Annotated in this window: 19 protein-coding genes; 7 read left to right on the top strand and 12 right to left on the bottom strand. The window is 39.8% G+C overall.

Annotation, left to right across the window (positions count from 1 at the left end):
* Positions 1 to 45: 45 nt before the first annotated feature.
* The 3 genes from DEU42_RS12385 to DEU42_RS12375 form a co-directional block, all read right to left on the bottom strand.
* The gene (locus DEU42_RS12385; RefSeq protein WP_114758615.1) at positions 46 to 957 is read right to left on the bottom strand and encodes a CorA family divalent cation transporter; all 912 of its coding nucleotides are present in this window, start codon (positions 955 to 957) and stop codon (positions 46 to 48) included.
* Positions 958 to 1,087: 130 nt separating this feature from the next.
* Positions 1,088 to 1,294, bottom strand: coding sequence for a hypothetical protein (locus DEU42_RS12380; RefSeq protein ID WP_114758614.1), 207 nt, complete (start codon positions 1,292 to 1,294; stop codon positions 1,088 to 1,090).
* Between the two features lie 229 nt (positions 1,295 to 1,523).
* Positions 1,524 to 3,659, bottom strand: a complete 2,136-nt coding sequence (locus tag DEU42_RS12375; RefSeq protein ID WP_114758613.1) for a S46 family peptidase — start codon at positions 3,657 to 3,659, stop codon at positions 1,524 to 1,526.
* 92 nt (positions 3,660 to 3,751) lie between these two features.
* Between DEU42_RS12375 and DEU42_RS12370 the strand changes: the two genes are divergently transcribed.
* From DEU42_RS12370 to DEU42_RS12360, 3 genes are all read left to right on the top strand, one after another.
* Positions 3,752 to 4,321, top strand: coding sequence for a Crp/Fnr family transcriptional regulator (locus tag DEU42_RS12370; RefSeq protein WP_114758612.1), 570 nt, complete (start codon positions 3,752 to 3,754; stop codon positions 4,319 to 4,321).
* A 104-nt stretch (positions 4,322 to 4,425) separates the two neighbouring features.
* Positions 4,426 to 4,860, top strand: coding sequence for a carboxymuconolactone decarboxylase family protein (locus tag DEU42_RS12365; protein WP_114758611.1), 435 nt, complete (start codon positions 4,426 to 4,428; stop codon positions 4,858 to 4,860).
* 18 nt (positions 4,861 to 4,878) lie between these two features.
* Positions 4,879 to 5,355, top strand: a complete 477-nt coding sequence (locus DEU42_RS12360; protein ID WP_114758610.1) for a GNAT family N-acetyltransferase — start codon at positions 4,879 to 4,881, stop codon at positions 5,353 to 5,355.
* A gap of 75 nt (positions 5,356 to 5,430) precedes the next feature.
* Here DEU42_RS12360 and galE read toward each other — a convergent pair whose 3' ends face one another.
* From galE to DEU42_RS12345, 3 genes are read right to left on the bottom strand one after another with little or no spacing between them, the layout of a single operon-like run.
* Complete coding sequence (gene galE / locus DEU42_RS12355) at positions 5,431 to 6,444, bottom strand: UDP-glucose 4-epimerase GalE (protein ID WP_114758609.1); 1,014 nt, start codon at positions 6,442 to 6,444, stop codon at positions 5,431 to 5,433.
* A gap of 2 nt (positions 6,445 to 6,446) precedes the next feature.
* Positions 6,447 to 6,872, bottom strand: coding sequence for a hypothetical protein (locus DEU42_RS12350; RefSeq protein ID WP_147278116.1), 426 nt, complete (start codon positions 6,870 to 6,872; stop codon positions 6,447 to 6,449).
* Between the two features lie 5 nt (positions 6,873 to 6,877).
* Positions 6,878 to 8,008 carry a DegT/DnrJ/EryC1/StrS family aminotransferase gene (locus DEU42_RS12345; RefSeq protein ID WP_114758607.1) on the bottom strand — a complete coding sequence of 377 codons (1,131 nt, stop codon included), beginning with the start codon at positions 8,006 to 8,008 and terminating at the stop codon, positions 6,878 to 6,880.
* A 99-nt stretch (positions 8,009 to 8,107) separates the two neighbouring features.
* Here DEU42_RS12345 and DEU42_RS12340 point away from each other — a divergent pair, with 99 nt between their 5' ends.
* Both DEU42_RS12340 and DEU42_RS12335 read left to right on the top strand, forming a co-directional pair.
* Entirely contained in the window at positions 8,108 to 9,334 is a 1,227-nt protein-coding gene (locus tag DEU42_RS12340) for a 3-deoxy-D-manno-octulosonic acid transferase (protein ID WP_114758606.1), read from the top strand.
* A complete protein-coding gene (locus DEU42_RS12335) occupies positions 9,334 to 9,783 on the top strand; it encodes a GNAT family N-acetyltransferase (RefSeq protein ID WP_233506674.1) in 450 nt (149 codons plus the stop codon). The genes DEU42_RS12340 and DEU42_RS12335 overlap by 1 nt, the downstream gene beginning before the upstream one ends.
* Before the next feature lie 174 nt (positions 9,784 to 9,957).
* Here the strand turns inward: DEU42_RS12335 and fabD are convergent, their stop codons facing one another.
* Positions 9,958 to 10,842 carry an ACP S-malonyltransferase gene (gene fabD / locus DEU42_RS12330; protein WP_114758605.1) on the bottom strand — a complete coding sequence of 295 codons (885 nt, stop codon included), beginning with the start codon at positions 10,840 to 10,842 and terminating at the stop codon, positions 9,958 to 9,960.
* Positions 10,843 to 11,171: 329 nt separating this feature from the next.
* On the opposite strand from fabD, the gene DEU42_RS12325 reads away from it, so the two are divergent.
* Positions 11,172 to 11,453, top strand: a complete 282-nt coding sequence (locus DEU42_RS12325; RefSeq protein WP_114758604.1) for a hypothetical protein — start codon at positions 11,172 to 11,174, stop codon at positions 11,451 to 11,453.
* A gap of 49 nt (positions 11,454 to 11,502) precedes the next feature.
* On the opposite strand, the gene DEU42_RS12320 is transcribed toward DEU42_RS12325, so the two are convergent.
* From DEU42_RS12320 to DEU42_RS12305, 4 genes are all read right to left on the bottom strand, one after another.
* Positions 11,503 to 12,453, bottom strand: coding sequence for a bestrophin family protein (locus tag DEU42_RS12320; protein ID WP_114758603.1), 951 nt, complete (start codon positions 12,451 to 12,453; stop codon positions 11,503 to 11,505).
* Positions 12,454 to 12,474: 21 nt separating this feature from the next.
* Complete coding sequence (locus DEU42_RS12315) at positions 12,475 to 13,191, bottom strand: hypothetical protein (protein ID WP_114758602.1); 717 nt, start codon at positions 13,189 to 13,191, stop codon at positions 12,475 to 12,477.
* Between the two features lie 79 nt (positions 13,192 to 13,270).
* Positions 13,271 to 14,668, bottom strand: coding sequence for a sensor histidine kinase (locus DEU42_RS12310; RefSeq protein ID WP_114758601.1), 1,398 nt, complete (start codon positions 14,666 to 14,668; stop codon positions 13,271 to 13,273).
* A 1-nt stretch (position 14,669) separates the two neighbouring features.
* Positions 14,670 to 15,344 carry a response regulator transcription factor gene (locus DEU42_RS12305; RefSeq protein ID WP_114758600.1) on the bottom strand — a complete coding sequence of 225 codons (675 nt, stop codon included), beginning with the start codon at positions 15,342 to 15,344 and terminating at the stop codon, positions 14,670 to 14,672.
* A gap of 247 nt (positions 15,345 to 15,591) precedes the next feature.
* Here DEU42_RS12305 and DEU42_RS12300 point away from each other — a divergent pair, with 247 nt between their 5' ends.
* Positions 15,592 to 17,226: a hypothetical protein gene (locus tag DEU42_RS12300; protein WP_114758658.1), complete on the top strand. Its 1,635-nt coding sequence runs from the start codon at positions 15,592 to 15,594 to the stop codon at positions 17,224 to 17,226.
* A 63-nt stretch (positions 17,227 to 17,289) separates the two neighbouring features.
* On the opposite strand, the gene purT is transcribed toward DEU42_RS12300, so the two are convergent.
* Complete coding sequence (gene purT, locus DEU42_RS12295; RefSeq protein ID WP_255418261.1) at positions 17,290 to 18,468, bottom strand: formate-dependent phosphoribosylglycinamide formyltransferase; 1,179 nt, start codon at positions 18,466 to 18,468, stop codon at positions 17,290 to 17,292.
* Positions 18,469 to 18,474 lie beyond the last annotated feature (6 nt).

The following is an 18,474-nucleotide window of genomic DNA, read 5'->3' as shown; positions in this document are numbered from 1 at the left end:
TTAAACGAAAGTTTAGGGCTTTTTTATTTTATGAAGTTTTTAAATCTATAACCACTTCTTCCTCTTAAACCAAATATAGATAATCACTGATATTATCACCATAGATGCTATTGAGAGTGGATAACCCCATTTGTATTCCAGTTCGGGCATAAATTTGAAATTCATTCCGTAAACCCCAACAATAAAAGTAAGTGGCATAAAGAATACTGAAAATACCGTGAGTATTTTCATTACATCATTGGTTTTTCGTGCCGAAAGTGAAAGGTAAATATTCAGCAGGTTATTGGCGTCTTCGAGTATCTGGTCATACAGCAGCATCAGTTTAGTATGCAGGTCGCGCACATCGCGTAATGCAGGCCGGTCTTCGCCTTCTGTAATAAGCGAATTGATTACCTCATTGCTTAGTACCAACAGCTTTTTATAGAGTCCGGCTTTGTTCTTTACATAATAAATGTCCTCTATCATGTCAGAAGGGGTATTCTTTTTCAGGAAAAGCTTCGATTCAAAAAAATCTATTTCGTCAGAAAGTTTTATGGCAGGTTGCTCGTAGGAGTGGAGTACATCGCGTAATATACGGATGGCAACTCCCGTTGTTGAGGTGATTTTTCCGGTATCGACAAAACCAGCCTTTATATCGTGTATAATTGATTGCTCGTTGCGGTGTATTGAAATGATGAAGTTCTTGTTGAAGAAGAGCGCAATCTTGCTGCTAAGGCTTTGTATGGTTTGCTGGTTCCTGCTTTCGGAATCAATGTCCTTCAGTATCCTTACAATGATAAAATGCGTATCATTATGCTCTTCATATTTTGGCAGGTGATCCGGATCTAAAGAGTCTCTTAGCGTATAGCGATTAAGGTTGTACCTTTTACTTACCTCTATTAATTCATTTTTACTGGGATCGCTAATGTCTATCCAGTCTATATCGGCGTCGTTGATACGGCAGGATGTTGTAGGCATACTACTTTGTTTTGAGGTGGTTTGCTCAAAGTTAGCATATCTTTTCTTAAGTTTTTTATAAACCCTGTAAAAAAGAAAACCTTCGCTTGGCGAAGGTTTTCAAATACTTTGACTGTCGTCTTGCTATTTCTTAGTGAGCAGGAGCAGCTTCAGCTGGGCTAGCAGCCTCAACAGCTGTAGTATCAGCAGCAACTGGAGCTTCTTCAGCAACTGGAGCTTCTTCAACTGGAGTTGCAGTTTCTTCTACTGTAGTCTCTTCAGTTTTAGTTTCTTTACAAGAAACGAAAGAAACACTCATCATTGCTACTAGAGCTAGGCTTAAAACAACTTTTTTCATCTTACTAAATTATAAAGGTTAATTATTAATTCGAAGCAAAGATATAAATTTTTTAATATCGGGGGATGTTTGGCTGAAAAAAAAATATTTCGATTTTGCCCTTTAAAATCAAGGGGTTTGATGATTTTAGTTTGCTTTTTTTGTAGGTTTTTGCCTTTATGGTAGCTATAAAAAACAAAAGAGAAACTGCAAAGGTTTCTCTTTTGTTTTTTTATGAAAACGATTACGATTATTTGGTTACAACCTTCATTTCGTCTACCAGGTGCTTTGCTCCGGCATACTTCTCGATGATGAATAACACATAGCGCATATCTACCATAATGTTACGGCAAATAGACGGGTCATAATAAATGTCACTCATGGTTCCTTCCCATACACGGTCAAAGTTAAGGCCTATAAGGTTTCCTTTAGCATCAATTGCCGGGCTGCCCGAATTACCTCCCGTAGTATGGTTAGTGCCTATAAAACATACCGGCATCTTACCATTTTCGCCATAGCGGCCGTAATCTTTTTTATTGTAAAGATCGATAAGTTTCTGAGGAACATCAAATTCATAATCCCCCGGAATGTATTTTTCCATAACACCGTCAAGGTAAGTTACAGGTCCGTAGTAAGTGGCATCTTTAGGTTGGTAGCCATCTACCTTACCATAAGTAACACGCAGTGTGCTGTTAGCATCCGGGAAGATGCGGGCGTCTTTAGGGCTTAGTTCCAGTATACCTTTCATGTAGGTGCGCTGAAGACCCGTTATCCTAAGGTTGATCTCATCATATTTAGGAGCTACATTAGTGTTGTAGGCATCTGTAAGAGCTTTTACCAGTTTGTAGCCTTTGTCTTCGTTAAGACGTGCAATAACAGTTTTTGCATCACCTTTCAGAAGTTCTTTTACTCCTTCATACGAGGTTAGTTTTGAACTGCCGTAAATTTCAGATGTCATAGCCTTCAGGTCGGCACCCTTAAGAATTTCCGGCTGGAATTGCTTAGGCGATTTTGCAGCATAAAGTGCTATAAGCTGTTCAAAAACTTTCTCGTCTACATTTTTATTGAAGTTTTTATATATCTCTTCAAGTCCAAGAATGGTATTGTCTCTTCTGTCGTTGAACGATTGCTCTCCACGTGCATTGTAAATCTGCTCCAGTTGGTACAGTCTGTAAGCTGTTGTAAGTAGTTCGGTATTTCGTAAAACAACCTCCGTGAAATAGTCTCTTGCCAGTGCATAAGGAGCGATCTCATTATAATTCTTTTCAAAATCGGCTAAAAGGTTGCCATACTCTGCCTGCTTGCCGGCTTTTGCAACGCGTGCAAGGAAATCCTTCTCGTTTGCTTTTTTAATGGCAACGGCATTACTTTTCTTAAGTCCCTGCGTTTCACCTATCCACTTTTTCCAATAGTTGGCAATTTGTGCATATTTAGCAGCATACTGTATTTTTATTGCCTGGTCTTTACGCATAAAGCCGTCAGCTACTTTAAGAGCTGCATCCCTTACTTCAATTTTTGCTGGGTTAAGGCTGTTTACAATTTGTTCTACCGCAACCGCAGGAAGGTACTCGGTAGTTCTCCCAGGATAACCAAATACCATTGTAAAGTCGTCTTCTTTTACGCCACCGATAGATACAGGGAAGTAATGCTTAGGCACATACGGAACGTTGTCTTTAGAGTATTTTGCAGGTTTGTTGTCTTTACCGGCATAAATACGGAAAAGAGAGAAGTCACCTGTATGTCTTGGCCATACCCAGTTGTCGGTATCCGATCCGAATTTACCTATTGATGAAGGTGGTGCCCCTACAAGGCGAACGTCTTCAAAAGTTTCAGTTACAAAACGCATGTATTGGTTACCTTCATAAAAAGTACGGATGCTGTTACCCTGCCATGATTCTTTAGGAAGTGTATTTGTAAGACGTGAAATATTTTCCTGGATTTTTTTCTGTTTGTCTTTCTCGTTTGTCAGTGATGCTACACCTTCCAAAACCTGCGTTGTAACATCTTCTATCCTTACGATAAAAGTTACTTCAAGGTCTGGGTTAGGCAGCTCTTCTGCAAGGCTCATAGCCCAGAAGCCATTGGCAAGATAATCGTGTTCTACAGTTGAGTGCGATTGTATTTCTCCAAAACCACAGTGGTGGTTAGTAAGTAACAATCCGCGAGAAGAAATAACCTCCGATGTACAGCCTCCGTTGAATTGCGGAACCGCATCTTTAAGGCTCGAATGGTTTACATCATAAATGTCTGATGCAGACATTTTCATGCCCAGGCTTTTCATTTCTTTTTCGTTCATCCCTTTAAGCAGGGAAGGAATCCACATACCGCCTTGCTGCGCATAGGCAGGAAGAACCAATAACAGGACAAGAAGTCGTAATAATCTCATATTTGGGTTTAATTGTTTTAGCGGTGTGCAAGGTACACATTATTTATAAAAAGCTATAATTTGTATCTTTCAGCTGTTTAATAATGAGTAGTATGTTTGATTCAATTGTTACACATATAAAAAAACATGTAAGCCTCACTCGCGAGGAGACGGAATTGCTGTTGGCTTCTCTTGAGCTTAGGGAACTTAAAAAGAAAGAGCATTTGCTGGAAGCCGGCCAGATTTGCAATGAGAATTACTTTGTAGCCGACGGTTGCCTGAGGATGTATCTTACGACAGATAAAGGAACCGAACAGGTTATACAGTTTGCTGTTGAGAACTGGTGGATGACCGATTATTTCAGTTTTAAAAGTAATCAGCCGTCAAATTTTTACATACAGGCAATAGAAAAAACTAATGTAATAGCAATTAGCAGAAAGGCACAGGACGAGCTTTTTGAAAAATTGCCACAATTGGAGAAATATTTCAGGATCGTTTTGGAGAAAGCCTATGCAGCCCAGCTTAATCGCATTCATTATATATTCAATTTGGGAGGGGAGGAACAATACAGGATGATGGTGGAACGTTATCCGGAATTTGTTCAGCGTGTGCCACAATATATGCTGGCTTCCTTTTTAGGGATTACTCCTGAGTTTTTAAGTAAGGTGAGGGCGAAAAAATAAATTTTGACTAAATTTCATTTCTTAACCATGATTAAGTTTTTTGAGGAGGCATTGACGGAAATTTGTCATGTACAAATCAAATAACAAATTTAATTTTTAAAGTCATGGAAAATAGAATGAACTTTTTTAAAGTTGAAACTGAAGGATATAACACAATGCTTGCATTTGAAAAATACCTTGCAGCTACTGAGCTTACTAAAACCCATAAAGAGCTTATTAAAATAAGAGCATCACAAATTAATGGTTGTGCTTTCTGTCTGGATATGCATACTAAAGATGCTCTTAAATATGGTGAAACCCAACAACGCATCTTTACCCTTAGTGCATGGAGGGATACTCCTTTCTTCACTAAAGAAGAGCAGGCTATACTTGCGCTTACCGAAGAGGTTACCCAAATATCAAACCATGTTTCGGATAAAACGTATAGTGATGCCGTAACGCTGTTGGGCGAAAAATATGTTGCTCAGGTTATTATGGCAATCATTGCGATCAATGGCTGGAACCGTATTGCCATTACTACGGGTATGCAGCCTGAATAATGTCTATATTTGTTTGATATGAGCAAAGATAAAGTCATAATACGTCGGGCATCATTAAGCGACCTCCCCGAGATGAAAGAACTCTTCAGGGAAACCATACAGTATGTTTGTGCCAATGAATATGATGATGAACAACGAAAGCAATGGGCTTCGTCATCTGAAAAAACAGAACGATGGGAGAATCTTATCAGACTGCAATATGTTTTGCTTGCAATAAAGCATGATGTCATTGTAGGTTTCGGATCGTTGCTTGACGGAAATTATCTTGATTTTATGTACGTTCATAAAGATTATCAAAGACAGGGGATTGCTGATTTGCTTTTGAGAGCATTAGAGGCGGAAGCCTTACGGCAAAAAGCAACGGTAATAACATCGGATATCAGTAAAACGGCTCGCCCGTTTTTTGAGAAGAAGGGTTATGTGGTTGTGACAGAACAGCAAAACCAGAGAGGTGATGTTATACTCATCAACTATAAAATGAAGAAAGAATTATAAACAAAAATCCGAAGCATTAGCTTCGGATTTTTTAAATTATAGTGTGATTGTCTGTATACTGAATACTGCGACTGCCTACTTTCTTATTTTCTGTTCCCATTTCCATGCTGATGCCAAAGCTTCATCAAGGGAAAGTTCGGCTTTCCAGCCTAGAACATTATTTGCTTTATCAGTATCTGCATAGGCTTCTGTTATGTCGCCCGGGCGTTTATCTACAATTTTGTAATTCAGTTTTTGTCCACTTACTTTTTCAAACGCATTGATAACTTCAAGAACCGAACTTCCTTTACCTGTTCCAAGGTTAAAGATTTCAACTTTATCAGCGTTCGCTTTGTTCACTAATCGCTTAAGCGCAGTAACGTGTGCTTTGGCAAGATCTACCACGTGAATGTAATCACGAATGCAGGTGCCATCCGGCGTTGGGTAGTCAGACCCAAAAACCGATAGCTGTTGTCTTAGTCCAATAGCAGTTTGCGTAATGAACGGAACAAGGTTTTGCGGAGTTCCTTTAGGTAATTCGCCAATGTTAGCAGACTCATGGGCTCCGATAGGGTTAAAGTAACGTAACAATATTGAATTGATGCCACTTACTTTTGCAACGTCCTGAATGATCTCTTCACCTATTTGTTTTGTATTTCCATAAGGAGACATTGCAGTTTGTATAGGAGCGTTTTCGGTAATAGGCATTTTTTCTGCCTGTCCGTAAACTGTACATGATGAGCTAAAGATAAAATGCGATTCAGGTTTTGCCTGTAATCCCTGTAAAAGGTATACCAGTGCACCAATATTGTTTTCATAATACAATAATGGGTTTTCTACACTTTCGCCTACAGCCTTAGAAGCTGCAAAGTGAATTATGCCTGATACATCGCTGTATTTTGCAAAGAAGCTTTGTACAGCAGCCTTATCGCGAAGGTCTGTTTGTTCAAAATCCGGTTTTTTGCCGGTAATGGCCTGTATACCGTCAAGTACCTCGATAGAAGAATTAGACAGGTCGTCAATTACAACCACATCAAAACCTTCGTTCTGAAGTTCTACTACAGTATGCGAACCTATAAAGCCTAGTCCGCCGGTTACAAGAATTTTCATATTTACTGGATGTTTTTTGCTGGTTTTATGGTAAAGTCAAACAAATGTCTGCCTTTTTTATCCTTGTAATCATATTTCATAGAAACATCATGTTTTCTAAACGTTTCCATGTCCGGGCTATTATCAAGGTTTTCCTGCGTTTGCTTTATCAATACCTCTTTAGCCTCTTTTTCGTCAATGGTAACAGAGTCTTTATCAACAGTTACAACCGTATAGTGATAAACAACCATAAGCGGATCTTCAGCTACAGATGTGCTGTCCATCCTCGTATCCGGATCAATTGTTACAGCCCCTTTTGCATTGATTTCTTTTGAAAATTTTGAAAGCTCTTTGTAAGGACTTGTCCTGTTTACATTGCTTATCCCTGTCATCACGCCAACTCCTATAGCAATCCCTATTATGGGACCCCACGCTTTCTTTTTGGTCATTTCCATTAGCTTAAAAACTCAATTACACTATCCGTAATGAATTTTATCTGTTCATCATCAAGCTCAGTATGCATTGGCAACGATATTACTTCTTTTACAAGTTGATTAGTTACCGGGAAATCCGATTCGTTATAACGGCTATCCGCATATGCCTTTTGGCTGTGAAGCGGAATAGGGTAGTATATGGCACACGGAATACCTTTGTCAAGAAGGTGTTGCATTAGTCCATCCCTGTCAGCATTGATAATGCGCAGTGTATATTGATGAAATACATGGCTGTCCTGTTCTCCTGTGATTACAGGAGTAATAATATTTGTATGATTGGCAAGAGCAGCACTGTATTTTGCAGCGGCTTCCTGTCTTTTTACATTATAACCGTCAAGTAAAGGGAGCTTAGCATTAAGCACCGCAGCCTGAATGCTGTCAAGTCTTGAGTTAACACCTACAACATCGTGGTGGTAACGCACATACATACCGTGATTAACAATTCCTCTTAGCGTATGGGCAAGCGCATCATCATTTGTGAATATAGCACCACCATCGCCATAACAGCCAAGGTTTTTAGATGGGAAGAACGATGTTGAAGCGGCATGACCTATAACACCTGTTTTTTTCTTAGAGCCATCGGCATATTTATAGTTGGCACCTATTCCCTGAGCGTTGTCTTCAATTACATAAAGATTATGCTCAGTAGCAAGGGTCATAATTTCTTCCATATTGGCTGCCTGGCCAAAAAGGTGTACCGGAACGATAGCTTTCGTTTTTGGTGTGATCGCTTTTTTGATAGCCTCTACAGAAATGTTGAAAGTATCCGGCTCAACATCTACAAGTACCGGTGTAAGTTGCAGCAGGGCAATAACTTCAACAGTAGCGGCAAAGGTAAAATCGGCAGTAATTACCTCGTCGCCCGGCTGAAGTCCCATACCCATCATGATGATCTGAAGGGCATCGGTACCATTGGCACATGGTATTACGTGTTTAACATCAAGATAAGTCTCAAGATTTTTTTGGAAACTATGAACTTGTGGGCCGTTTATATATGATGTAGTATCTAAAACTTCCTGTATAGAAGCATTTACAGTATCTTTAATCTGGTCGTACTGACTTTTCAGGTCAACCATTTGGATTTTTTTCATGATGTGAAATTATTAATCAGCGCAAAACTACTAATTTAATGACTGCCTGCCAATGAAAATAGCATAAAGTATGTAATTTAGCACCTCAATTTTATGCCTATGTTTTTTCTATATAATGTGCTTATTATAATCGCTAAATGGGTGCTGAGTCTTGTGGCTTTTTTCATCCCTAAAATCAGACTCTTCGTAAACGGAAGAAAGACTGTTTTTAGTACACTTCAGGAAAAAATTCAGCAGGGAGATAAAACAATCTGGTTCCATGCGGCATCGTTGGGAGAGTATGAGCAGGGGCTTCCGGTGATGGAAAAGGTAAGAGCCATGCATCCCGGTCATAAAATTGTGCTTACTTTCTTTTCGCCATCGGGCTACGAAGTACGGAAAAATGCCACTACTGCCGATGTAATTGTCTACCTGCCTATGGATACTTTGGCAAATGCTAAAAAGTTCCTTTCAATCGTTAAGCCGGAGAAAGTATTTTTTATCAAATATGAATTCTGGCCCAATTACCTGAACGAGTTGAAAAAGACCGATGCAAAGGTGTATCTGATCTCAGGTTTTTTCAGAAAAGATCAGGTGTTTTTTAAATGGTATGGCGGTTTTTACAGAAAGGCGCTTAAAACCTTTAATCATTTTTTTGTGCAGTACGAAAGTTCAAAAGTGCTGTTGCAGGGTATAGGTTTCAATAATGTAACTATTAGCGGTGATACCCGTTATGACAGGGTGAGTGAAATACTGGAGCGTGATAATACACTTCCTTTTATTGAAAAATTTAAAAATGATACAACCACCGTGGTATTTGGCAGTTCATGGCCAAAGGATGAAACCATGTTTGTCGATTTTATCAATACTGCGGTAAACACTAAATTCATTATTGCGCCACATACCACAGGCGAAGACCACATTAATGATATTAAAAACAGCCTAACAGGCAAAGTGGTTCTGTTCTCAGAAAAGGAGGGTAAGAACCTTGCCGAATATGATGTGCTTATCATCAATACAGTAGGTATACTGACTAAAATTTACAGCTATGCCGATGTGGCTTATGTTGGAGGAGGATTTGGCACTGCAGGATTGCATAATATTTTAGAGCCTGCTGCTTTTGGCGTGCCAATAATCATAGGGCCTAATCATCAAAAATTTCCCGAAGCAGTTGCTTTGGTCAATATGGGTGGATGTATTGCCGTAAAAAATAAAGAAGAGATGAATGATGCACTATCATCACTGGTATATAATGATGATGTGCGTTATGAAACCGGTCATGTTGCAGGAACATTTGTGAGCATGAACCGAGGTGCGGTAAATATAATCCTTAAGAATATTGACTGATGCAGGCCGTATTCAAACCTTTAGAAGCACAGGATGTTCCGTTGGTAATTGCCATGATGGAAGAATTCTATGCTATAGATAATTATCCTATTGACGTTAATGTTTCTCGCGGACTAATGCAGGAATTTCTTGAAAATGAAACGTTAGGCAGGGGATGGCTAATATTCAAAGAAAACGAACCCGTAGGATATGTAATCATGACTTTTGTTTTTTCTTTTGAATACAAAGGCCGAATCGCTTTTCTCGATGAACTCTTTATTTCATCAGTAGCTCGTGGACTTGGTTTTGGTAAACAGGCACTTGATTTTATCAGCGAACAGGCAAAGACATTGTCAGTTAAGATAATATACCTCGAGATAGAAGGTCACAATACCGTAGCTCAAAAACTCTACTTGTCCAAAGGTTATGCTATACACAACCGCGGACTTATGAAGTTGGTAGTGAAATAAAAATCCCGTTCGCCTCGGCGAACGGGATTTTTTTATGAATTTTGGTCATTGCGAGCGTAATGCAATGGAGCGCGGCAATCTTTAGATCGCTTCGTCGTTCCTCCCTGCCTTTGCCGGCAGGCAGGCTCGCGATGACGGGTAGTACAAAAACGTTACGCTGAGTACTGTAAACTGTTAACTCAAAACAGCAGCAGCCGTTTGCGCTTCAGGAGCAATTTTTTTCACAAGCCCCTGTAGTACGTTACCCGGTCCAACTTCTGTGAAAAGTGTACCGCCATCGGCTACCATGTTCTGAACTGACTGCGTCCATTTTACAGGAGCAGTAAGCTGTATGATAAGGTTTTGTTTTATCTCGTCAGGATTAGTCACAGCACTTGCCGGTACGTTTTGGTACACAGGGCAAACTGGTGCGCTAAAAGTTGTTTTCTCAATAGCAGCCGCAAGCTCTTCGCGAGCAGGCTCCATCATAGGCGAGTGGAAAGCACCACCTACAGGCAGGATAAGAGCACGTTTAGCACCGGCTTCTTTCATAGCAACACAAGCAGCTTCAACAGCTGTGGTCTCACCTGAGATTACAAGCTGACCAGGACAGTTGTAATTCGCAGGAACTACCACGCCTTCGATAGTTGCGCATACATCCTCAACCACTTTATCGTCAAGGCCAAGTACAGCAGCCATAGTAGATGGAGTGATCTCACATGCTTTCTGCATTGCCATAGCACGCTGCGATACCAGTCTAAGTCCGTCTTCAAAAGTAAGTGCCCCAGCTGCAACAAGGGCAGAGAATTCTCCAAGGGAGTGGCCTGCTACCATTTCAGGCTTAAAATCTTCACCAAGGGTTTTAGCAAGTATTACCGAATGAAGGAATACTGCTGGTTGTGTTACTTTAGTTTCTTTAAGTTCTTCGGCTGTTCCTTCAAACATAATGTCTGTTATACGGAAACCTAATATTTCGTTAGCTTTTTCAAATAGTTCTTTTGCAAGGGGAGATTTTTCGTAAAGGTCTTTTCCCATGCCTGTAAACTGGGCACCCTGTCCCGGAAATACGTATGCTTTCATACTGAGAGGTATTTGTTTCTGTTTTTAGTTTGTCACGCAAAAATAATGTTTTTTCTATAGGTCGTCTCAAAATCACATTTCAGGTTTGTAATATTTATTGTGAAGCTCTTAATTTTTAACATGTTAATTAACATTTTGCCGTGTTTGCATGTTGAATAATGTTGTACTTTTGAAAAACCTTATTAAAGCCCGCTGGGTTTTCCTAAAATATTTTTTAATTAAATCCCTCCGCCTGAGGGATTTTTTTATTAATATTGTTAGAGACATATGTCAAATCTTAAAGAGATATTGACTTTTTTTAAGCCCCCAACCGTCTAATTTATAAGCCTATGTTCAGATCTGATAAACCGTCCCTGCGCTATGAATATTCGTGGTCGGACACCGATAAGGCTAAAATTTTTAAGACCGTGTGCGATGATGATATCATCGACAGGAACAATGGCTACCAGATGCTCGATTTCATGAAGCGTTTTTTTCAGATGTCGGGTCTTTTTTCTCTCGATTCATTTCACCGTCTCGAAAACCTCATAAAGAAGCATATGCCCGAAAAGTGCGTAACCCGTGGTGAAATGAATATATGGCTGGGTAAGAACTGGAACAAAAGGATATAAAAAAGCCCCCGCTTTCGCGAAGGCTTCTCGTCAATCCAAAACTTAAATATTAAAGCACAAAATAAGCGTTCTTTACGGGCTGTATGTGATGCAGTGTAGGGTTATGTGCAAATTTTTCCTCTTCAAACTCGTTACGGTATTCGTGTACCATTTGCATTAGATTCTTCTCTATGTTGTTTGAGATAGAAACCATAGGAGTGTCAGTTGGCTTACCCTCAAATGGATCCTGTAGATGGATCGCCATCTTTTCGATAAGAAAGCATGCGGCCCCAATAGTAGCAATTACCGGAATTTGTATCCAGCCGAGGTAATCGGTAAGGCCAAATGGCAACAGAAGTATAAAAAGGAATAATGTAAACCTTATGTACATACTGTAAGTTGTTGGGAAAATTGTATTTTTAATACGTTCACATTTACCCATCGAGTCGCACAACCTTGTCAGGGTGTTGTCTATCTCTACCTGCTGGTATACGTTTATTTTTTTATTCTCTTTTGCTTTTTTAATTTCTTTGGCGTGCAGCATCAGTATAGCGTTTGGCACGTGTTTATGGTTCTCTACAAAGCGCAGTTCTTTTTCGCTAAGCAAGCTTTTTATGGGTTTAACGGGATCTTTGCCTCTCAGGGCCTGAGCAAGGGCATAACACCATGCAGCCTGTCTTTTGGCAAAACGCTCTTTAAAGTTATTAGCCTCTACCGAGAAATCAGGGTCTTCGTAAAAGGTGATAACCTGACGCAGCAATGTGCGTGAATCATTTACTATAGCACCCCAAATTGTACGTGCCTCCCACCATCTGTCATAAGCCTGGTTCGATTTAAAAGCCAGGAGTAATGATATGATGGTTCCTATAATTGCCGGGACTGCAATAGGGATGTTTATGGAGACGGCATGATAAAAATGATGTATTATCTCAAATCCTATAGTGTAGACGATGACAAGGGCAAGCTCAAGTCTGATCTTGCCTAAAGTATATTGTAGCGGAATTCTCTTTCTTAATAGCATGTCTTTTGGAATTTTAATTAATCAGACCTCTTCAAATATAGAAAGCACCGGTAACCCAAGTGTTTCATTTACATACGCTTCTTTGCGTTTTTTCATCCTTATCTTTTCTGTTTTTCTGGTTTCTATAAGCAGATCGATATTATTTTTAGCAATAGCATCGTTTAGCTGTTGTTCTAATTGTTCAGGATAGTTTTCGGCTAGTGACGCATGGCTAACGATTCTTAAATTAAATCTGTTGCCTACCAGTTCCTGTAATTGTTGAATATCAAGCTGCGCAGAAGAATGTTCGAGATACAGGGCTTTGTTAAACTCCAGTTCTTCACCGGCTTCAGTGAGATGAAGCATGGAAATTTTACTGTTTGATAATAAGTTCAGACAGTAATGGTGTATGCTGTCCCTTTCCTGCCTGTAGGAAGCAGGAACTATAATAAAATCAGTATTTAAATGCTGTAGCAGGTTTTTAAGCAAAGGAGCCGAAATGCCATAACGGTTATGTAATTCGAGCGTGCAGTGCGGATAATTGTTGGCTTCTGAATGGCAAGCCTCCAGTATTTTTGCCTGTAAGTCTGTTTTTGAAGGTCTGGCCGATCTTAGGAATAATGAAGCAGATTCGGCATCAGCAACATCACGTACATACATAATTGTTATATTGCAGTTACTGTTAGCTTGTTTTAGTGCTGTTTTTACTGCAAAAAGGGTATCATGTTGTAATGTTGTGGGGATAAGTATGTTTTTCATGCTGTATAATTCTTAAAAGTTATACAGACAAATTAATTATCCCGATATAAGAAAGTGCTTAAAATAAAATTAGAAAACCCTAAGATTTTACATTAGGATTTTTAATGTTGTATTTATGGAAAACGATGCTTACAACTGTTCCTTTATCGGGTTCAGATTGTACATTAAGCTCTCCCTTATGCATCCTGATGATTTTCATGGCTAATGGTAGACCAAGGCCATAACCGGTATAGCGCGATGCTTTTTTACCCCTAAAGAACGGTTCGTAAAGATAAGGGATGTCTTCCGGGGGTATACCTATTCCTATATCGGTAATTACAATTTTAATAGCTTTTGTATCTGCTGTAAGCGAAACGAATACCTCTTCATTATCAGAATATTTAACTCCGTTGGAAATGATATTGCCTATAGCAAGCTCCAGCAATGGCTTGTTGCATGGCAGGGTAAGCATGGCTTCGTCTTCGGGCATGTTGTTTAGCTTGATGCTAATACGGTTATCAGGATATAACCTGTCAAGATCGCATTTTACATCCAGTAGAAGTTCGTCAATGCGGGCAATGTCCTGTACCTGTTTGTTGCCATCATATCCGGTTTGTGTAAGCTTGAGGAGGCTTTCGGTAAGGTTACTAAGGCGTGAAGCCTGTCTGTTGATAGATTCAAGTGCAGCAGTATATTCTTCAGGGCTTCGTTCTTTTAGCAGGGCAATCTCCGTTTCGGCCAGTATTGTGGTGATGGGCGTCTTTAATTCGTGTGACGCGTTATTAATGAAATTAGCCTGGATCTCGAAGGAGGTTTCCAGTCTGTCGAGCATATCGTTAAAGGTTTTGGTAAGATCAGTAATCTCATCCGAATCGTCATTTCCGGGAAGTGGTAGCCTGTTGTGAAGGTTAGAGGCGCTAATACGTTTTACTTCTTTAGTGATGGTAGACACCGGGTTTATGAATCGTTGAGCTAAAAAGCGTCCAAAGAAATAAGCAAGGATAATAAAGCCAATAGCCCCAAAGACCATGATACGGGTTATGTATATTGTAGTTGTGTTTCCGCGCCGATCTTTAGCGGTTACAATAACCATATATTTTATGTTATTTTCATCAAATAGCTGAGCATAATAATATTGATGTTCATCCAGCATCACCCATGCCTTTCCGGTTGTCATGGCTTCTTCATAAAATTCATGGGGCAAATGCAGTTGGGTGTTGTATTCAAAGGAATTAGCTCCATTAACCTTCAGTACAAAATCATTTTCATCGATTAGTTCTTCCAACCCATGTTTTTTGAGTTCACGGTAATAGCGCGCTTTTTCAGGGTCGTTTTGGTAGTGGATAGAGGCTACTATCTTGGCTCTGTCCTGCAGGCGTTTTAGAAAATAGTACTGGTTGTTTTGTTTAAAAAGAAAAAAAACTACCACGCATAGCAATAAAGTACTAATACCTGAAAGAGTAATGTAAGTGGTAATGATTTTTCTTCTAATCTGCATATTATGGTTTTATTACATAGCCCAGCCCTTTTATGGTATGGATAAGTTTAGTATCGTAGGGTTTGTCTATTTTTTTACGGAGGTAGTTTATGTATACATCAACTACATTGGTATTCATGTCAAAATTAATGTTCCAGACGTTGTCTAATATTTGTTCCCGCGATAATATTATGCCTGAATTTTTAGCGAGATAATACAGTAAACGGAATTCTTTGGCTGTCAGTAGTATATTGTCATTGCCTCGCTTAACGGTTTTTGCTATACGGTCTATTTCAAGATCTTCAATAGTAATAGTCTCAGGAGGTGTTTGTTTTTGCTGAGCGCGTCTGGCTAATGCGTTTATTCTGGCCTCGAGCTCACTGAACTTAAAAGGCTTTGCCATATAGTCATCGGCACCTGCATTAAGTCCGGTAACGATGTTCTCGCTACTGTCAAGAGCGGTGAGCATGAGTACAGGTACAAAGTTTCCTGCAGCACGTAATCTGCGGCAAATTTCAATTCCGTTAACGTCCGGCAGCATAACATCCAGAACCACTACATCAAATACATTAGATTCGAGCATGGCAAGTGCAGTTGTGCCGTCAAGTGCGGCGCTCACGTCAAAGTTTTTCTCTGCCAGTCCTTTTTTAAGGATGGAAAGAAGGTTAGGCTCGTCTTCTACTAGTAGTATCTTCATGGGTTGTAATGAGGGCTTAGGCAAAAATAGTAATTCAAATCTAAAAGTTATGCAAAATGAATTTTACGTTCAACATCTGTTCAGCAATTATCAAATTGATAAAAATAAACCGAAGTAATCTTTAATCTGTAGTTTAAGGTTTTAATTGTAATAATTATTCAATTCGTAGCTCTATCTCAATATACGATGTAACATTTATATACGTTTGTGTACAAATAGGTATAACCAAATAATCAAAAACACAAAAATGAAAAAGCCATTAGTGGTCGTAGTATTACTTTTAGTTGGATTTTTATTATTCTACTTAGAATTACCTGTAATCAGTTACGGATTTACAGGTTTTGCAATTATCCTTATTCTTATGTTGCTTGTTGCAGGCTTTAGCTTTGCTGAAATATCCCAGGTGAATAAAAAAGCGAGTTTTAGGTTTACTAAATTAAGTAAAATTCTTCTTGCTGTAGTAGCAATTCTTATTGTATATGTAACGATACTACCTTTTTTAACGAGTGCACCTATCTTCTGGAATCAATCTTACCGTGAACTAATAGGAGAGGTGAAGACCGGGGATAAAATGACAAATCACATTGCCCCGATAGCTATTGAAAAAGTAAGGGTGGTAGATGAAGATCTTGCTTATCTGCTTGGTGAGAAAATATTAGGATCTGATCCCGCCTTAGGTAGTAAATCAGAGCTTGGAGAGTTCTTTATCCAGAAAGTAGGAGACCAGTTGTATTGGGTAGCGCCATTACAGCATTCAGGTTTCTTTAAATGGATGAATAACAAAGCCGGTACCGAAGGTTATGTAATGGTTTCGGCTACCAATGAGCGTGATGTAAAACTGGTTCAGACACTTAACGGAAAAGACCTGAAGATAAAATACCAGCCGGAAGCGTTCTTTGGTAGTAATGTGGAGAGGCATGCTTACTTTAACGGCTATATGACTACGGGTCTGGAGGATTTTAATTTTGAGATTGACGATAATGGTAAGCCTTACTGGGTGGCTACCAAATATGATAAAAAAGTAGGTTTTTCAGGGGATGATGCGAAGGGGGTTATTCTTATCGATGCCCAGACAGGTGAAATAAGCGATTACACCATTGCCGATACCCCTAAATGGGTAGACAGGATACAACCGATATCTTTTGTAATTGACCAGCTTAACGACTGGGGTGAGTACATTCACGGATATTGGAATTGGAGTAATGAAGATAAACTTATGATTACCGAAGACCTTACGCTGGTTTATGGAGAAGATGGAAGGCCATATTGGTATACCGGAGTTTCATCAGTAGGTAAAGATGAATCAAATATCGGTTTTGTACTGGTAGATACCCGTACTAAAGAAACACATTTATATCACCAGAGTGGAGCTACCGAATATGCGGCACAAAGCTCTGCCGAAGGTAAAGTACAGGAAAAAGGATACCATGCTTCATTGCCGGTGCCTTATACCATTAACGGGATACCGACCTATGTTATGACACTTAAAGATGAGGGCGGACTGGTAAAAATGTATGCTATGGTTGCCATTGGCGATTATACCATTGTAGGTGTGGGTAATACTATGCGTGAAACCCTGATGTCGTTCAAAAACGTATATAACATGGCGGGTAATCGCATTAATCCCGATGCTAAAGATAACCGTGCAACCCTGAAAACAGTAGTGACCCGTATACAAAGCGATATCAAAAACGGTAACAGTTTCTATTACTTTACAGTAAATGGAAATCCTAAGATATTCATTGGTTCATCGCAATTGTCTAACGAACTACCGGTAACGATTGTTGGGGATAGTATCAATATGTCGTTCGATAACGATGCTGAAGAGGTAATTGATGTTTCTTCTTTTGATAACCTGAAATTAGGCGTAAAGAAGCAGTAATTGAACGTCCATAAAAAACAAAAAGCCGCTAATTAGCGGCTTTTTCATATCTGTATTTTTTGTTTACGCGTGAATCTTAACCAATGCAGCAGCAGCTTTCGCTTTTTCTACAATGCCTTCAATAGGTGTGCCTACTGCATCGCTAACCAATGCTACCCCCATGCGGCGGTAAGGACGTGATGTTGGTTTTCCGAATAACCTGAAATCGGTTTTAGGTAATGCGGCAATAGCTTCTACTCCTGTAAAGGTTGGGTTGTCGCTATTCTCAGAAGCCAGTATTACAGCACTTGCTCCGGCTTTCTCTAGTATAATCTCAGCAATTGGAAGGCTTAGTATTGCGCGCAGGTGCAGTTCAAACTCGTTAAAGTTTTGTGTTCCGGCTAGCGTTACCATTCCTGTATCGTGCGGACGTGGTGATAGCTCCGAGAAGTATACGCCTTCATCCGTAAGGAAGAACTCAACACCAAAGATACCTGCTCCGCCAAGGGCTTCGGTTACTTTACGTGCCATATCCTGAGCTTCGGCAATGTCCTTGTCAGTTACGTTAGCCGGCTGCCAGCTTTCCTGATAGTCACCACGTTCCTGTCTGTGGCCTATTGGTGCGCAGAAAAGGGTAGGGTTGTTGTTTTGAGTAACTGTAAGCAGGGTGATTTCAGAGTTGAATTTTACAAATGCCTCAACAATAACTTCTACAACGTCACCACGCGAACCTTCAACGGCATATTTCCATGCTTTCTCAATATCTTCTTCACTTTTGATGGTCGATTGTCCTTTACCTGACGATGACATCAATGGCTTAACCACGCAAGGGATGCCTACTTCGGCAACTGCCTTAGCCAGCTCTTCACCCGATGTTGCATAACGATAGTTGGCAGTGCGTAGTCCAAGATCTTTAGCGGCAAGGTCACGGATAGCTTTACGATTCATGGTAAAGTTAGCCGCCTTAGCCGATGGTACTACTTTAATGCCTTGTTTTTCGTAATCGTAAAAACGCTCGGTACGGATGGCTTCTATTTCGGGAACTATAAAATCAGGATTGTGTTTGGCAACAATGGTATCCAGTGCTGCACCGTCAAGCATGTTGATTACCTCAAAGCCATCGGCTACCTGCATTGCAGGTGCGCCTGCATAACTGTCAACGGCAATAACTGTCTGTCCTATGCGCTGTGCAGCGATAACAAATTCTTTACCTAATTCGCCTGACCCTAATAGTACTATCTTTTTTTGCATGGATGTGTTTATTGTTTT

The organism is Flavobacterium sp. AG291 (assembly GCF_003350375.1).
Taxonomy (GTDB): domain Bacteria; phylum Bacteroidota; class Bacteroidia; order Flavobacteriales; family Flavobacteriaceae; genus Flavobacterium; species Flavobacterium suzhouense.
This window is presented reverse-complemented; position numbering and strand designations above follow the sequence as displayed.

What these genes read in the sequence shown, in the direction of transcription:
- galE (WP_114758609.1), bottom strand. Translation starts at nt 6,444, where the DNA reads ATGAAAATTCTTGTAACCGGCGGACTAGGCTTTATAGGTTCGCATACT.
- DEU42_RS12350 (WP_147278116.1), bottom strand. Translation starts at nt 6,872, where the DNA reads ATGACCAAAAAGAAAGCGTGGGGTCCCATAATAGGGATTGCTATAGGA.
- DEU42_RS12345 (WP_114758607.1), bottom strand. Translation starts at nt 8,008, where the DNA reads ATGAAAAAAATCCAAATGGTTGACCTGAAAAGTCAGTACGACCAGATT.
- DEU42_RS12300 (WP_114758658.1), top strand. Translation starts at nt 15,592, where the DNA reads ATGAAAAAGCCATTAGTGGTCGTAGTATTACTTTTAGTTGGATTTTTA.
- DEU42_RS12360 (WP_114758610.1), top strand. Translation starts at nt 4,879, where the DNA reads ATGAGCAAAGATAAAGTCATAATACGTCGGGCATCATTAAGCGACCTC.
- DEU42_RS12320 (WP_114758603.1), bottom strand. Translation starts at nt 12,453, where the DNA reads ATGCTATTAAGAAAGAGAATTCCGCTACAATATACTTTAGGCAAGATC.
- DEU42_RS12370 (WP_114758612.1), top strand. Translation starts at nt 3,752, where the DNA reads ATGTTTGATTCAATTGTTACACATATAAAAAAACATGTAAGCCTCACT.
- DEU42_RS12315 (WP_114758602.1), bottom strand. Translation starts at nt 13,191, where the DNA reads ATGAAAAACATACTTATCCCCACAACATTACAACATGATACCCTTTTT.
- fabD (WP_114758605.1), bottom strand. Translation starts at nt 10,842, where the DNA reads ATGAAAGCATACGTATTTCCGGGACAGGGTGCCCAGTTTACAGGCATG.
- DEU42_RS12380 (WP_114758614.1), bottom strand. Translation starts at nt 1,294, where the DNA reads ATGAAAAAAGTTGTTTTAAGCCTAGCTCTAGTAGCAATGATGAGTGTT.
- DEU42_RS12385 (WP_114758615.1), bottom strand. Translation starts at nt 957, where the DNA reads ATGCCTACAACATCCTGCCGTATCAACGACGCCGATATAGACTGGATA.
- DEU42_RS12365 (WP_114758611.1), top strand. Translation starts at nt 4,426, where the DNA reads ATGGAAAATAGAATGAACTTTTTTAAAGTTGAAACTGAAGGATATAAC.
- DEU42_RS12335 (WP_233506674.1), top strand. Translation starts at nt 9,334, where the DNA reads ATGCAGGCCGTATTCAAACCTTTAGAAGCACAGGATGTTCCGTTGGTA.
- DEU42_RS12310 (WP_114758601.1), bottom strand. Translation starts at nt 14,668, where the DNA reads ATGCAGATTAGAAGAAAAATCATTACCACTTACATTACTCTTTCAGGT.
- DEU42_RS12305 (WP_114758600.1), bottom strand. Translation starts at nt 15,344, where the DNA reads ATGAAGATACTACTAGTAGAAGACGAGCCTAACCTTCTTTCCATCCTT.
- DEU42_RS12340 (WP_114758606.1), top strand. Translation starts at nt 8,108, where the DNA reads ATGTTTTTTCTATATAATGTGCTTATTATAATCGCTAAATGGGTGCTG.
- DEU42_RS12375 (WP_114758613.1), bottom strand. Translation starts at nt 3,659, where the DNA reads ATGAGATTATTACGACTTCTTGTCCTGTTATTGGTTCTTCCTGCCTAT.
- DEU42_RS12325 (WP_114758604.1), top strand. Translation starts at nt 11,172, where the DNA reads ATGTTCAGATCTGATAAACCGTCCCTGCGCTATGAATATTCGTGGTCG.